Here is a 14,157-nt window from a genome sequence, read left to right on the forward strand (position 1 = left end):
TTATGAAAATTCTCATTTCTCCGGCAAAATCGATCAATGAAAACTGTCAATTTCCTGAATTTCAATATACACAACCCATTTTTGCTAAAGAAGCAAAGTCGCTGGTGGGGAAGTTGAAAAAAATGAAGGCAAAAAACATTATGGAATTGATGCATGTATCGAAGGATATTGCGGAGCTAAATGTAAATAGAAATAAATCCTGGTATTTGTCTGCCGAACCAACAGATGATGTGAAACCGGCAGCTTTTTTATTCACAGGTGAAGTATACAAAGGCCTGGATGCGGAATCGCTTTCAGAAAAGGAATTGGAAAGAGCTCAGAAAAATCTGCGTATATTATCCGGAATGTATGGTTTATTGAAACCCATGGATTTAATACATCCGTATCGACTTGAGATGGGTACCCGGTGGGAGATCAAAGAAAATATTAATAACCTGTACCAGTTTTGGGGAGATAAACTGACCAAATCCCTTTTGAAGGAAACAGAAAAGGGTGAAGCAATTGTTAATCTGGCTTCGGCTGAATACAATAAAGCAATTCTCTGGAAAAAGGTAAAAAACCCGGTTGTAACTCCAGTATTTAAGGAATTTAAAAATGGTGAATACAAAATTGTCATGATCTTTGCGAAGCATGCCCGTGGTGCAATGGCCAGATATATTATCCAAAATGAAATTTCCAAGCTGGAAGATTTGAAGGGATATGATGTGGATGGTTATTCGTATGATGAGAAGCAATCATCCGCTACGGAATGGGTTTTTGTTAGATAATCGGGAAAATCATACAACAACGTTCAATTTAATCAGATTTACTCTCGAATTCTTAACAATCTGCTGATGAAAACTTACCTTTGCAAGAGCGGTAAAAGCAGTTTCTTTGCTTAATCTTGCTTCAGTAAATTCACCCAATGGAACAAATTAGTGTTTTTGATATTTTCAAAATCGGAGTTGGTCCTTCGAGTTCTCATACAATGGGACCCTGGAGAGCTGCTCAGCAATTCATTAACCTGTATAAAGTAAATCCCGGAATCAATGAGATTAAACGGATTCGTGTGGATTTATATGGTTCTTTGGCAAAGACAGGTAAAGGACACGGTACTGATATTGCTGTTCTTTTGGGATTAATGGGAGAAGATCCGGTTACCATTGCAGTGAATACGATCAATCCCAAGTTTGAAAAGATTTATCAAACGAAAACATTGGAGATTTGCGGAGAGCAGGTCATTACTTTCAACCCGGAAACTGACTTAATATTTCATTTTGACAAATCCCTTCCCGGACATCCGAATGCATTAACATTAACTGTTACCCTAATGGATGGGTCCGAAGATTCCCACACTTACTATTCAGTTGGTGGAGGATTTGTGGTGAAAGAAGGGGAGGGAGAGAAAAATGCGAGCAACACGGTACAGTTACCTTATCCGATTGAAACAGCAGCAGATCTGAAAAGATACTGCGATGAACAGGGAGCAAGTATTTCCGAAATTGTATTGAAGAATGAACTGACCTGGAGAACACAGGAAGAGACATTTGATGGCTGCATGGAGATTTGGAATGTTATGCGCGAATGCGTTTACAGAGGTGTGAATACGGAGGGAATACTTCCGGGCGGCTTGAACGTAAAGCGAAGAGCCTACGAAATGAGCAGACGTTTGTTAAACGGAATTGCTTGCAGAGACTCAAAAGATTTCATCAAACAAATTCAGGCAACAAGTAATATTTTTCAGAATACACTGAACTGGGTGAGTTGTTTCGCTCTTTCCGTGAATGAAGAAAATGCAGCTTTCGGAAGAGTTGTTACAGCTCCGACAAACGGAGCTTCCGGTGTAATTCCTGCGGTTTTAATGTATTATGTTTGCTTTTCAGGCGGAACAGAGGACAAGGACATCGTGCGGTTTATGACAGTAGCTGCCGAAATCGGTAGTATTTTCAAAAAGCGATCGACCATATCAGCTGCGATGGGTGGTTGTCAGGCAGAAATCGGTGTTTCTTCCGCAATGGCTGCGGCGGCATTGACAGAATGTTTGGGCGGAAATCCGGATCAGGCAATGATGGCTGCCGAGATTGCGATGGAACATCACCTGGGATTGACCTGCGACCCGATCGGAGGCTTGGTTCAGATTCCATGTATCGAAAGAAATACTATGGGTGCGATTAAGGCTATTACAGCTTGTCAGCTGGCTTTGCAGGGAGATCCCAGTACGGCTAAAGTTTCGCTGGATGGAGTCATTAAAACCATGTGGGAAACTGCTTTAGACATGAACGAGAAATACAAAGAAACATCTGACGGAGGATTGGCAACCAATATTCCTGTGAATCTTTCGGAGTGCTAATGCTTATTTGATTTCAACAATCATGACACAGACATCATCCACTTGTTCGGTGTTCATTTTCCATTTGTGAAAGGCATCACGCATGTAATTTATTTGATTCTCAATAGCTTCAGCAGATGAAACCAAAAGTAAATTCATCATGTTTGCACGTTTCATTTTTTTACCGATTTCTCCTCCAATCTGATCCGAATAACCGTCAGAGAATAAAACGATCCGATCGCCGGAGATACAATTGAAGCTGTTATTTTCAAAAGGTACATTTACAAAAGATCGTCCGACAGGTCTCCGGGTTCCGCTAATGACACCGATCTGCGTACTCTCATTTTCGTATTTAACCGGAAACTCCTCTTGCTCGTTACTTGATTTAGCACGAATTATCAAGGCATTGTGGTTGGCTCCGGTAAAATGAAGTGTTTTGGTGGCAGGTTCAAAAATGCAAAAGCTCAAATCCATACCATCGTTAATTGTACTGCTTCCCCGGTGAAGACTTTTCAATAAAAACTGGTTTACATCTTCCACCATCGAAGCGGTATTCATCCCGGTATTCTCTTTTGTGACTTTTTCCAAGCCGTTCATTCCGATCAATGAAACCATTGCTCCCGGAACACCATGACCCGTACAATCTCCAATTCCGAAGATGATTGCATCCTTTCGCGGAAATAAGAAGTAGAAATCACCGCTTACAATATCTTTCGGAGAGAAGAACAATTCGATATCCAGATGCGAATCCTTCAATTGCTTTAAATTGGGTAAAGATGCTTGTTGAATATAATTCGCATAATTAATGGAATCCAGGACTTCTTTATTTTTGATCTGAAGTTCATCCATTGCTTCCGACAAAGCAGCATGAGACTGAGCGATTTCAGAATTTTTAGAGTTGAGTAATTTATTGGAAAGTTGTTTCTGCCTGTTCGACCTGATGAGTATAATAAGTCCACCACTCAAGAACAGAAGCAGTACGATGGCTAAAATTACGTAGTTCCTGTTCTTTTCAGCCTGGTCATTTAAGCGCTGTTCACGCTCTTTTTGCAATTCACCCTGAATTTGAAGATTCTTTATTTGTGCTTCTTTTTTTTCAGTTTCATACTTTGTTTCCAATTCTCCCAATGTTCTTGCCTGCTCATGTAAATTCATGGTGTCTTTCAACGAATTGTGTTTTTCCATGAATTCAAAAGCCTCTTTATAAGAGCCGTTTTTCGCATAAGCACCCGCGAGTCCCAGGTAACTGGATATCAGGTTTAATGAATCGCCAATCTCTTGTTTTAAATCACAGGATTTTTTGAAATAGGTGATAGCCTCGGAATAATTGGAAAGATCTTCATACGTTTGGCCAATATTATTGTAATTGAATGAGATCCATTCCTGGTTATTACTAGCCTTGTTCATTTCCAGGGCTTTGAAAAAGTAGTTCAGCGCTTCGTTGTATTTTTTGGTACGACGCATTACATTCCCCAGGTTATTGTAATTCCCGGCAATTAAGCGTTTGTTCTTTAGCTGTTTTGCAATGGTCAAGCTTTTATTGTAATAGCGAACTGCCTCAGGATATCTTTTTTGTTCCTTTACTGCATTCCCGAGACTGATGAATGCATTGGCCTGTAACAAAGGATCATCTAATTCCTTTGCAATTTTCAGGGAACTCAATAAATGGCTTTCGGCTTTTTTATATTCATCCAGTTTCAAATAACTCAGAGCAATTTGTCGCTGGATAGTTGCTTCGGTGAAAGGAAATGAATTCTTTTGAGACATTTTAAGTCCTTTGTAAAACAAAACGATTGCATCATTGAACTGGCTGGAATCAGCTTTTTGCTTACCCAAAGCAAGATATGCCGAGGCACCGTATTTTAAATCCGGAAGCAGTTTAAGCGGAATTAATTGAAGGATTGAATCTCTTTGCTCGGAACCAATTGAATCTAAGACTCCGACTTCCCATGCCAGCCACTCAAACTTTTTCTCTTTGTCTTTTCTGATCTCAGAATCAACGGTTTTAACAAGCATTAAATCACAATCATCCGATTTGCAATTTTTGAATTTATTGAAAGCAGAAGAGGGAGAAAATTGAGACCATAAAAGTAGTGGGCTCAGGAACAGTATAACCAGTAGTATGTTTTTCACAAAACTAAATTTAGTAAAATTTTAGAAAGATGGTTCATAATTATCAAAATCAAAAATATTGCAGATTTATTTTGATATGTCAGAATATTTTAAGAATCTTTGTGGCGTAATTCTAAGCGAGAATACAAATAGTTTATACAGAAGAGGCGAGAGACGGACTTTTAGACCCTCTGGCAACCAACTTTAAGTTCTTCCGAATAGTTCGGGTGGATTGGAAAACCGGTGCCAACTTCCGAGTTTGATGCATTTTGCTATCAGACGAATATAAAATTGTGTTTATGAAAAGTGCAAAAATTTCCTATCAAAACATCCAGCCTAAATCCAGGCTAAAAATTACTATTGATTTTACTTCAGATCGAATGTGTTGTTGTTGCTGTTAATTGCTTCAGTTCAATAATTTCTCATTACAACACATTTCATGTCAACAATTTATTCATCCCGTATTGACGGGAGGCTTTTGCAGCCATTACAACAGGTTTATTCTTCCCAATCCGAATTCTCTTTGGAATCAGGCGGGAAACTATCCGGTTTTTCCCTGGTTTATCAGACATGGGGGAATCTCAATGAAGACAGATCGAATGTCGTTTGGGTTTGTCATGCTCTTACCGGAAATCACCGTGTCCAGGAATGGTGGGGTGGATTATTCGGTGAAGGTAAATGCTTTGACCCGGAAGATTATTTTATTGTGTCAGTAAATGTTCCCGGAAGTGCTTATGGTTCGACAGGGCCTTTAAGTGAAGAGCTATTACCCGAAGAACGGTTCGATGCGTTTCCGGTTCTCACGATCAGAGACATGGTTGCAGGCTTGGAACTGGTTCGAAAAGAACTCCGGATAGAACGGATCCATACCCTGATTGGTGCATCTTTAGGTGGACAGCAAGTTTTAGAATGGGCTTTGTTGATCCCAGGTAAAATCGAACACATCATTCCAATTGCAACTAACCTGAAACATTCCCCGTTTGGAATCGCATTCAATGAAGCACAGCGAATGGCCATCCAGGCAGATCCGACTTTTTACGGTAAACAGGAAAGCGGGGGGAGGAACGGATTGAAAGCCGCCAGAGCAATCGGGATGTTGAGTTACCGAACGTACGAAGGTTATAAAATCACACAAAGCCAGGAAGACAATTCCGGTTTCGATGATTTCAAAGCAAGTTCCTATCAGCAATATCAGGGCGATAAATTAGCACACAGGTTCAATGCCTTCAGTTACTGGACTCTCTCGAAAGCAATGGACTCTCACAATGTATTCAGAAACAGGGAAGGGGAAGTCCTTGAACGCTGCCGGATGCCGGCTTTGGTTATTGGAATAGATTCCGATCTGTTATTTCCAATCTCAGAACAGGAAGAAATAAGTAAACAATTGCCACATGCAATATTGATCAGTCTTCATTCCGAATTCGGTCATGACGGATTTTTAGTGGAAACAGAAACTCTCGCAAACCACATTAAACAATTTTTAAACAAGAACTAAGATGAAAAAACAACTCACAATAGGATTATTCGGTTTCGGATGTGTAGGAACCGGCTTGTATGAAGTATTAAACAGGACCACCCTGCTCCAGGCTTCGATCAAACACATTGTAATTAAAGACTTAAGCAAGAAACGAATCATTGATCCCGGTTATTTTAGTACAGATGCAGACCGCATTCTGAACGATAAGGAGATCAACGTTGTTGTGGAACTGATCAATGACTATGAGGCAGCCTATGCAATTGTAACACGCGCATTGAAAGCCGGGAAACATGTGGTTTCAGCGAATAAAAAACTGATTGCATATTATTTGGATGAATTAGTTTCCCTGGCAAAAGAAAACAATGTTTCCTTCTTATACGAAGCTTCTGTTGGCGGTTCCATTCCGATTATCCGGAACCTGGAAGAATATTATAACAACGATTCGCTTTCGAATATCAGCGGGATTGTAAATGGAACAACCAATTACATTCTTACAAAAACAGGGGAAGGTGAATCGTTTGATGAAGCCTTAAAGAATGCGCAGGAATTAGGTTTTGCAGAGCTGGATCCGACTTCAGATGTCGACGGCTTTGATGCGAAATACAAATTGGTCCTGCTGTTAAAACATGCTTTTGGATTTACGGCGAAACAAGATGAGCTTTGGAATTACGGGATTCGTCAGTTGAAGGATTGGGATGCAACTTATGCACGTGAAAAAGGATTGAAGATCAAATTATTGGCTTACGGAACACGTATCAATAACCAGGTGATCGGTTTTGTGGCTCCTCATTTGATTCCGGCCAATCATTTTGCATTTAATGTTGAAAATGAATTCAATGCAGTTGTGGTAGAAGCTTTATTTTCAGACAAGCAATTGTTTTTGGGAAAGGGAGCAGGAAGCCACCCGACAGCCAGTGCTGTTCTTTCGGATATATCCGCTCTGCAATTTGACTACGCTTACGAATACAAAAAGTCGAAAACAGAGGAAGCACTGGCTTTTGAAAGTGATTATTCCGTGAAAGTGTATTTGAGTGCAACTTCCCAGGAAAAACTGGATCAGGTTAGATTTATTGAAACACTCGAAACCTATTCAGGGCCATCTCACAGTTACAAAATAGGAATTATCCCCTATGAAGAGATCCGAAAGCAAGATTGGAACAATGAACCGGATTATTTCCTGGCCATCATTCCGGATAGTGTGGAGTTGACAAAAGGTATTGAATTTAAGGAAACAGAATCAGCAGGATTAATAGAAGAATTGTCATGAAGTTAGATCTCAAATTAATAGAATCGCCCTTTGTTTTAGAGGTAAGAAACGAATCAGGAATTTCAATTAAGATTGATGCTACTGAAAAGATCGGTGGAAAAAACAAGGGAATGAGACCGATGGAACTTTTAGCTTCCTCACTTGCTGGCTGCATGTCTATTGATATTTTACTGATATTACAGAAACAGCGTCAGGAAGTCACCTTTTACGAAGTGACGATTGATGCGAATAGGAAAGATGCTGTTCCGGCAGTATTCGAATCAATTTACCTGGTATTTTCTTTCAACAGGGAAGTGGACTTAGAGAAAGCTGAGGCAGCGGTTAAGTTAAGTCATGAAAAGTATTGTTCGGTTTCTGCCTCCCTGAATCCGCAAATTAGTATCCAAACAGAAGTCAAGTATCAATCATGAAGAATTACAGAAACGAAACCCTTGCCATCCGTATTCAAAACGAGCGCTCACAAGAAGCAGAGCACAGTGTTCCTTTGTACCTGACATCCAGTTATGTGTTTGATGATGCAGAGCAAATGCGGGCTGCCTTTTCAGATGAGATAGAGGCCAATATTTACTCCCGCTATTCCAATCCGAATGTGGATGAATTGCTTGAAAAAGTATCCGTGCTGGAAGGGGGAGAAGCTGCATGGGCTACGGCAACCGGAATGGCAGCTGTTTTTACGACTTTTGCTGCATTGCTTCAGAGTGGGGATCACATTGTTTCGTCCAAATCCGTTTTTGGCTCTACTCACCAGTTATTTGTCAACATCCTTCCGAAATGGGGAATTACGACGACCTACGTGGATGCCATTGATTACGATGCTTATGAGCAGGAAATTAAACCGGAAACGAAAATTGTTTATATCGAAACACCATCCAATCCAGGATTGGATATCATCGACATCAAACGGTTGGCTGAGATCTGTAAAGCTAAGAATGTACTCCTGGTAGTTGACAATTGTTTTGCAACTCCGGTTTTACAGCAGCCACTGAAACTTGGGGCAGACATTGTAATTCACTCTGCAACCAAATACATGGATGGCCAGGGAAGGGTTTTGGGAGGATTGATCGTCTCGACAAAAGAAACGATTGCGAAAATCCAGGGCTTTGCACGACACAGTGGTCCGGCTTTATCACCTTTCAATGCCTGGATTCTTTCCAAATCACTTGAAACACTGCACCTGAGAATGGAAAAACATTGTTCTCAAGCTTTTGAAATTGCAAAACGACTGGAGGCAAATGACGAGGTTTCATGGGTGAAATACCCGTTCCTGGGTTCACATCCGCAGCACGATATTGCCCGGGATCAAATGAAATATGGAGGTGGAATTGTGACTTTTCAGATCAAGGGAGGATTGGAGGCAGGACGCAAATTCCTGGACCGCTTGAATTTATTTTCTCTTACTCCCAATCTGGGCGATAGCAGGAGTATAGCGACACATCCGGCATCCACCACACACAGCAAGTTGAAACCTGAAGAACGGGAAGCAGTTGGTATTTCGGATGGATTGGTACGATTGAGCATCGGTTTGGAACATATTGAGGATATTTGGGAAGATATCGAACAAGCGCTTTTATAATTACGAATTTATTTAGAGATTGCTTTGTTTCAAGCTTCGAATGCGAAACCTACTTCCATTGACGCTACGGTCAAGGTTTTCAACCCTGACGCTTTGGTCAGGGCTTTCAGCGCTCTTTCGAGCTTCGTAGGTTAAAAGGAGACAGTAGCAGACTTAACAGTCGCTACATCTCGATGTGGGGTACCTCAGGTTATAACTTCTGTTGAAGTTACCTTCGTCTTCAAGTGCTATCGCACTTTCTTCTATACTTAATCCATGCTTTAACTACGGAATATAGTAGCTATATCCCTCGGTTTTCTGTCTTGTGAGACAGAACCTCAGTCTTCGTCCGCCGCGGCGGACTCTTATCCATGCTATATCTACGTTATGTCCCTCGGCTTTTCCGTCTTGTGAGACGGAGCCTCAGTCTTCGTCCGCCGCGGCGGACTCTTATAGTGGGAGTAAAGTCGCTTTATCTACGAGGTGCTTAGGCATTACAGGGGAGATTAAATGAGTGCTTAATTGCAAATTCCAAATTGAGAATTAGATTTGTGGAATGAGTATTGAAATTATAGACTATTCGGATGAGTTGAAAGAATATATCAAGACACTCAATTATGAATGGCTGGAGGAACATTTTTACGTGGAAGAAGGAGATGAGATTTCACTTTCCAATCCGAAGGAACACATTCTTGACAAAGGTGGATTTATTTTCTACGCCAGGTATAACAATGAAATTGTGGGAACAGCATCTCTTCTCAAAAAGACCGATGAGGTATTTGAGCTGGGAAAAATGGCGGTAGCTAAAAATGCGCAGGGGCTGGGAATCGGAAAAATTTTAATGGATCATTGTTTGACTTTCGCAAAAGAAAACCAAATCAAAAAACTCATACTCTATTCCAATACCAAACTGGAAACTGCCATTCATCTTTATCACAAGTACGGCTTTGTCGAAGTTGAAATGGAGCAAGGGATTTATGCAAGAGGCAATATTAAAATGGAGAAGACTCTTTAATTACGAATTAAGAAGGCAGAATGCAGAGAGAGTTTGGTTTAAACCTGTTTAATTCTCTCTTCATTCTTAATTCAGCATTCATAATTAGTAATTATGAATTACCTTTACGCCAAATTTATAAAGCATGTCACAAGATATTCAAGCAGTCAGCTACTGCATCGGTTTAAGCGTAGCGGACAGCCTTTTACAGCAAGATTTAGGTGGAATTGATCCAACAGTAATGGCACAAGCTATTTCTGATGTTTTTCAAGGAAAAACAATGAAGTATTCACCAGATCAGGCAAATGAGATTATTCAAAAGTACGTTCAGGAACTTGCAGCTTCAAAATTCGAAGTTTATAAAAAAGAAGGAGAGGAATTTCTTGCTGAGAATGCGAAAAAAGAGGGAGTTACTACTACTGCTTCCGGTTTGCAATACGAAGTAGTTGAGTTGGGTACCGGTGCAAAACCAAAAAGCACAGATACGGTAAACGTTCATTACCACGGAACTTTGATCGACGGAACTGTTTTTGACAGCTCTGTTACGAGAGGAATTCCTGCAACTTTCGGAGTTCACCAGGTGATCAAAGGCTGGACAGAAGCATTGCAATTGATGCCGGTTGGGTCCAAATACAGACTTTATATCCCCGAAGATTTGGCATATGGAGCGCATCCGCATCCGGGTGGGGCAATCAAGCCTTTCATGACGCTTATTTTTGATGTTGAATTATTAGGAATTGAAAACAATTAAGATGAAAAAAATTATTCTGGCTTCCCTGCTATTAGCGTTAAACTTCGCATGCGGTGACGAAAAAGATGCAGGAAAAGTACTGCCTTTAACAACTCAAAAACAGCAAATTTCTTACCTGATGGGTGCCGATAATGCGGGACAATTACTTCAGGATCCAAATTTCGCCAAGTATGATAAAGATCAGATCCTGAAAGGATTTGAAGAAGGTTTGGAAGATGAGAAATCATTTGATATGGCTTGTCAGCAAACGATTAAGGACTTATTGGGGCCAACTCAACAGGAATTCAATCAAAAACATGCGAAAGATGCATCTCTGTGTATTGGTAAGTTTATTGGAGGAATGTTTAAAACCAGTTGGGAGCAGGCAAAATCCTTCAATGAATTTGATAAGAAATATTTGGTGTACGGTTTTGGCCTTGGTTTGAAAAAAGAGGATACTTTGATCAAAAAGGAATTGAAAGCAACGATGCTGAAAGACTTTATGGCAAAGATCAATGGACGCGTAATGGCTGATGTTACCAAAAAAGAAACGGCATACTTCGGTAAAGTGAAGCAAATGGCTGGTATTAAGGAATTGCCGAACGGAATATACATGGAAACCATCAAAGCCGGTAACGGAGGAAGTCCGACAGCTGCGAGTGATGTAAAAGCTCACTATGTTTTGATGAATACCGAGGGAGACACTTTGCAGTCATCTTTGAGTGCGCCTCAAATTCCGGTATTTAATCTTGGAGGAGTCATTCCGGGATGGACAGTAGGTATTCCTTTTATGAAAAAAGGAGGAAAATATAAATTGTATGTTCCTCAAAATATGGCTTACGGAAAAGATACACCGGATCCGAATACGATTCCACCGTTCGCAACATTGGTTTTCTATGTGGAACTGGTTGATTTCGGTCCGATGGGAACGATAAAATAATTGTGAATCCCCTTCGAATTTCGAAGGGGATTTTTTTGATGTATTCTTTTGAATAAGCTCTGATGGTTAATATTGACATAGTTCCGCATCCCGATAGCTATCGGATACGTCAGATACTTTAAGTGAGTTGAGTTAAAAAACTTAAAATGAATAGGTTAAAAGAACAGATATGAAGCTAAACGAAGACATTTTCGACCAATTTCCGGTCATTCAAACAGAACGACTGGTTTTGAGACAGATTCAAACGGAAGATGCAGTTGAAATCATGAAAATGAGGCAAAGCAAGCGGGTGAATCAGTTTATTGCCCGGGACACGCTGTCCGGAATAGAACAAGCTCACGAGCTGGTAAAAAAGACTTCCGAAGCTTTTGCTTCAAAGCAGGGAATCGGTTGGGCCGGAATTTTAAGAGACCGTTCCGAGATAATCGGAACATGCGGATTTAACAGGATCGATTACCTGAACAATCGCGCAGAGATCGGCGGGGAGATGGCTGTGGATTACTGGGGAAAGCATATTGCTTTGGAAGCAGTTCGGGCAATCATCGCTTTTGGATTTGAAAAGATGCAACTTCATGCGATTGAAGCAGTGGTTTCACCGGAAAACAGGGGGGCAATTTTTCTGTTGGAGACTTTAGGTTTCGAAAAGGAAGCTCATTTTAAAGAGCGGATCTATTTCAATGGCACCTATTCTGATATGGCTGTTTACACGGTTTTTTCCAGATAGTTGGAGCCCTTTAACTTGTTAAAGTTTGAAGAAAAAGGCAATGCGGTAAATAAGCGGAATAAGCGTCCCGTTTTCTTTTTTCATAAAATATCCCGGTCTAAATGGGCTGTTCGGACTATTGATGATGTCGTACATAATCCCCGCATTTAACCTGAAATTTTCTTCCTCTCCAAAAGCGTGGGAAAAACCAAAACCCAGGAGTCCGGTTGGTGCCCAAACTCTTTTCGCTGAAATGATCCCGTTGGAATAATTGTAAGGGTTAGACAAAAGCTCAAATTCGAATCCGACGAATAAATAATTGAAAAACCGGCCATGGACAAATGCCCCACCTCCATAAACAGAATAAGAACCGGTAAGACCGTATTGTTTATAAAAAGAATAATGGTAACGTGCGGAAGGACCAAATGAAAGATACTTATTCCGAACCACTCCGAATTTTAAACCGATTCCACCGGTTCCGCCGAAAGTGCTTGCCGAAAAATGCATGTCAGCTCCAATTTCATTATATGGAGTGAATTCCTTTTCACTTGTTTCTTCTTCTTCGTGAAGATATAATTCGGTGTCTTCCTGTCCAAAACCGATGTTAATACTGGAAAGAAGCATTAAGAATAAAACGAATTGTTTCATAATATGGAGATAAGCGTTTCTTTATGTATGTGGTGTGTCCCTTCGAAGCGTACAGTTTGAATTCCTTTCGATTGGTAATCAGCAATCAGTATTTCCTGGTCTTCCTCGGGGAAAAACTCATCTTCTGTTCCCAAAACGAAACTGTTTTTTTTCGCCAGATTCCGATGATCTTCAATGGCGAGATCGGGAGGATAAACACTTGCCCATGAAATAAAATGGTCGCAGGTAATCTTTCCTTGAGCAAGCCAGCGTGCAGCTGTCGCACCGCCTTGTGAAAAACCAATGACAGTAATTTTTTCGGGAGAACAGCTTTTTAGAACGGTTTCATGCAGTATATTCAAGCTCAGGATATTCAGACGAATATCTTCTTCCCGCCATTCTTTGGTCATCCAGGAAGCGCCAACTCTGCCCGATGTTCCTCTTAAGTAAAAACGGTGCCGGCCTTCGGGGAAGACAAAAAGGGTATCTTTCAACGAGAAATCATTGAATTTCTGGCTGAAATATTCAACCAACTGTCCGTATCCATGAAACACATAAACCAGATGTTTGGGCGAACTACCTTCCGGGTTTATTATCCGGTATCTTAAGGAAGAGGGAACCTCAATTATCCCTTCAACTGAATTCATATCTTTTTAGGCAGATTTTTAGCAAATTCCGGATAAAGCCGGTATTTCTTCGCAACCGGGTCCAGGAAAAATTTAAATTTCAATTCCTTTTTCTTCGTGATGGATGGAATGTACTTATAAACATCTCCTACATTTTTAGTATAGGAATCAATCTCGCTGCTATAAATAGCGATATCCATAGGTACCTGGTTCGGGTTCTCTTCGTAGGCATGAAGTAATGCTTCAGGCTGATCTTCTCCTATAAAATCAAACGATTTCCATTGGAAGACCATCATCATATCGTGGTCATTGAACACCGAAAAGTAACTTTTCCAGCCGGAATTCCGGATCCGGTATCCCACGATCACATCTTTTCGTGTAGGGGCAACAACAGGTTTGAATTCAATATCAAGTTCTCTTCCCGGGCTGGAAGGAGCAAAGATCGGGTTTGAAATGCGGTCCAGTGCCCCGTCGTAATAAAACATGTAATTGTAATTCCCGGTGAATCCCAGTTCTGCGGCTTTTGCCTGCCGGTTGTTTTTGATGGCTTCATCCATGGCATATTCCATGCGATTGATTGTGATAATCGCATCTTCGATTGTATCAGCATTGATGTACTCCCTGTAAATCCTCATAGAGAATTTTTCATTAACCGGAATAGCCAAAGATGCCATGATCTCTCTTCTGGCTCTTGCATCCAGGCTTTCGTTGCTTTTTTCTTTCGTTCCTTCTACGTTTTTAGTAGATTCTGTGGTGGTTTCACCGCCGCAAGAACTTGTAACAAGCAGCAGGCAAATAAGGGAAATTTCAACTAGTTTCAT

General features: G+C 40.7%; 14 protein-coding genes and 1 riboswitch. Of the genes, 10 read left to right on the top strand and 4 right to left on the bottom strand.

The window, feature by feature from the left end; genetic code table 11:
• Positions 1 to 2 precede the first annotated feature (2 nt).
• Entirely contained in the window at positions 3 to 767 is a 765-nt protein-coding gene (yaaA, locus tag K0S23_RS00690; RefSeq protein WP_300352874.1) for a peroxide stress protein YaaA, read from the top strand.
• A 137-nt stretch (positions 768 to 904) separates the two neighbouring features.
• Positions 905 to 2,329 (top strand): L-serine ammonia-lyase, encoded by a 1,425-nt coding sequence (locus tag K0S23_RS00695; RefSeq protein ID WP_300352877.1) that lies wholly within the window; start codon positions 905 to 907, stop codon positions 2,327 to 2,329.
• 3 nt (positions 2,330 to 2,332) lie between these two features.
• Here K0S23_RS00695 and K0S23_RS00700 read toward each other — a convergent pair whose 3' ends face one another.
• Positions 2,333 to 4,441: a tetratricopeptide repeat protein gene (locus K0S23_RS00700; protein WP_300352880.1), complete on the bottom strand. Its 2,109-nt coding sequence runs from the start codon at positions 4,439 to 4,441 to the stop codon at positions 2,333 to 2,335.
• 130 nt (positions 4,442 to 4,571) lie between these two features.
• A riboswitch (SAM riboswitch) is annotated at positions 4,572 to 4,712 on the top strand.
• Positions 4,713 to 4,859: 147 nt separating this feature from the next.
• Between K0S23_RS00700 and metX the strand changes: the two genes are divergently transcribed.
• From metX to K0S23_RS00740, 8 genes are all read left to right on the top strand, one after another.
• Positions 4,860 to 5,915 (top strand): homoserine O-acetyltransferase, encoded by a 1,056-nt coding sequence (gene metX / locus K0S23_RS00705; protein WP_300352883.1) that lies wholly within the window; start codon positions 4,860 to 4,862, stop codon positions 5,913 to 5,915.
• Between the two features lies 1 nt (position 5,916).
• Complete coding sequence (locus K0S23_RS00710; protein WP_300352885.1) at positions 5,917 to 7,164, top strand: homoserine dehydrogenase; 1,248 nt, start codon at positions 5,917 to 5,919, stop codon at positions 7,162 to 7,164.
• Positions 7,161 to 7,574, top strand: coding sequence for an OsmC family protein (locus tag K0S23_RS00715; RefSeq protein WP_300352887.1), 414 nt, complete (start codon positions 7,161 to 7,163; stop codon positions 7,572 to 7,574). The genes K0S23_RS00710 and K0S23_RS00715 overlap by 4 nt, the downstream gene beginning before the upstream one ends.
• Positions 7,571 to 8,737: an O-succinylhomoserine sulfhydrylase gene (locus K0S23_RS00720; RefSeq protein WP_300352890.1), complete on the top strand. Its 1,167-nt coding sequence runs from the start codon at positions 7,571 to 7,573 to the stop codon at positions 8,735 to 8,737. Before K0S23_RS00715 ends, K0S23_RS00720 begins: the two co-directional genes overlap by 4 nt.
• 535 nt (positions 8,738 to 9,272) lie before the next feature.
• Positions 9,273 to 9,731 (top strand): GNAT family N-acetyltransferase, encoded by a 459-nt coding sequence (locus K0S23_RS00725; protein WP_300352893.1) that lies wholly within the window; start codon positions 9,273 to 9,275, stop codon positions 9,729 to 9,731.
• Positions 9,732 to 9,855: 124 nt separating this feature from the next.
• Complete coding sequence (locus K0S23_RS00730) at positions 9,856 to 10,461, top strand: FKBP-type peptidyl-prolyl cis-trans isomerase (RefSeq protein WP_300352896.1); 606 nt, start codon at positions 9,856 to 9,858, stop codon at positions 10,459 to 10,461.
• 1 nt (position 10,462) lies between these two features.
• On the top strand, positions 10,463 to 11,380 hold the full coding sequence (locus tag K0S23_RS00735) for an FKBP-type peptidyl-prolyl cis-trans isomerase (protein ID WP_300352899.1): 918 nt from the start codon (positions 10,463 to 10,465) through the stop codon (positions 11,378 to 11,380).
• A gap of 169 nt (positions 11,381 to 11,549) precedes the next feature.
• A complete protein-coding gene (locus tag K0S23_RS00740; protein WP_300352902.1) occupies positions 11,550 to 12,104 on the top strand; it encodes a GNAT family N-acetyltransferase in 555 nt (184 codons plus the stop codon).
• A gap of 18 nt (positions 12,105 to 12,122) precedes the next feature.
• Here K0S23_RS00740 and K0S23_RS00745 read toward each other — a convergent pair whose 3' ends face one another.
• From K0S23_RS00745 to K0S23_RS00755, 3 genes are read right to left on the bottom strand one after another with little or no spacing between them, the layout of a single operon-like run.
• Complete coding sequence (locus K0S23_RS00745) at positions 12,123 to 12,731, bottom strand: hypothetical protein (protein WP_300352905.1); 609 nt, start codon at positions 12,729 to 12,731, stop codon at positions 12,123 to 12,125.
• Complete coding sequence (locus K0S23_RS00750) at positions 12,728 to 13,357, bottom strand: dienelactone hydrolase family protein (protein WP_300352908.1); 630 nt, start codon at positions 13,355 to 13,357, stop codon at positions 12,728 to 12,730. Before K0S23_RS00750 ends, K0S23_RS00745 begins: the two co-directional genes overlap by 4 nt.
• Positions 13,354 to 14,157, bottom strand: coding sequence for a hypothetical protein (locus K0S23_RS00755; protein ID WP_300352911.1), 804 nt, complete (start codon positions 14,155 to 14,157; stop codon positions 13,354 to 13,356). Before K0S23_RS00755 ends, K0S23_RS00750 begins: the two co-directional genes overlap by 4 nt.

It is taken from the genome of Fluviicola sp. (genome assembly GCF_029266855.1).
Classification (GTDB): Bacteria; Bacteroidota; Bacteroidia; order Flavobacteriales_D; family Crocinitomicaceae; genus Fluviicola.

Excerpts from the sequence above, each read along its gene's own strand:
- yaaA (WP_300352874.1), top strand. The coding sequence starts at position 3 with ATGAAAATTCTCATTTCTCCGGCAAAATCGATCAATGAAAACTGTCAA.
- K0S23_RS00695 (WP_300352877.1), top strand. The coding sequence starts at position 905 with ATGGAACAAATTAGTGTTTTTGATATTTTCAAAATCGGAGTTGGTCCT.
- metX (WP_300352883.1), top strand. The coding sequence starts at position 4,860 with ATGTCAACAATTTATTCATCCCGTATTGACGGGAGGCTTTTGCAGCCA.
- K0S23_RS00710 (WP_300352885.1), top strand. The coding sequence starts at position 5,917 with ATGAAAAAACAACTCACAATAGGATTATTCGGTTTCGGATGTGTAGGA.
- K0S23_RS00715 (WP_300352887.1), top strand. The coding sequence starts at position 7,161 with ATGAAGTTAGATCTCAAATTAATAGAATCGCCCTTTGTTTTAGAGGTA.
- K0S23_RS00720 (WP_300352890.1), top strand. The coding sequence starts at position 7,571 with ATGAAGAATTACAGAAACGAAACCCTTGCCATCCGTATTCAAAACGAG.
- K0S23_RS00725 (WP_300352893.1), top strand. The coding sequence starts at position 9,273 with ATGAGTATTGAAATTATAGACTATTCGGATGAGTTGAAAGAATATATC.
- K0S23_RS00730 (WP_300352896.1), top strand. The coding sequence starts at position 9,856 with ATGTCACAAGATATTCAAGCAGTCAGCTACTGCATCGGTTTAAGCGTA.
- K0S23_RS00735 (WP_300352899.1), top strand. The coding sequence starts at position 10,463 with ATGAAAAAAATTATTCTGGCTTCCCTGCTATTAGCGTTAAACTTCGCA.
- K0S23_RS00740 (WP_300352902.1), top strand. The coding sequence starts at position 11,550 with ATGAAGCTAAACGAAGACATTTTCGACCAATTTCCGGTCATTCAAACA.
- K0S23_RS00745 (WP_300352905.1), bottom strand. The coding sequence starts at position 12,731 with ATGAAACAATTCGTTTTATTCTTAATGCTTCTTTCCAGTATTAACATC.
- K0S23_RS00750 (WP_300352908.1), bottom strand. The coding sequence starts at position 13,357 with ATGAATTCAGTTGAAGGGATAATTGAGGTTCCCTCTTCCTTAAGATAC.
- K0S23_RS00755 (WP_300352911.1), bottom strand. The coding sequence starts at position 14,157 with ATGAAACTAGTTGAAATTTCCCTTATTTGCCTGCTGCTTGTTACAAGT.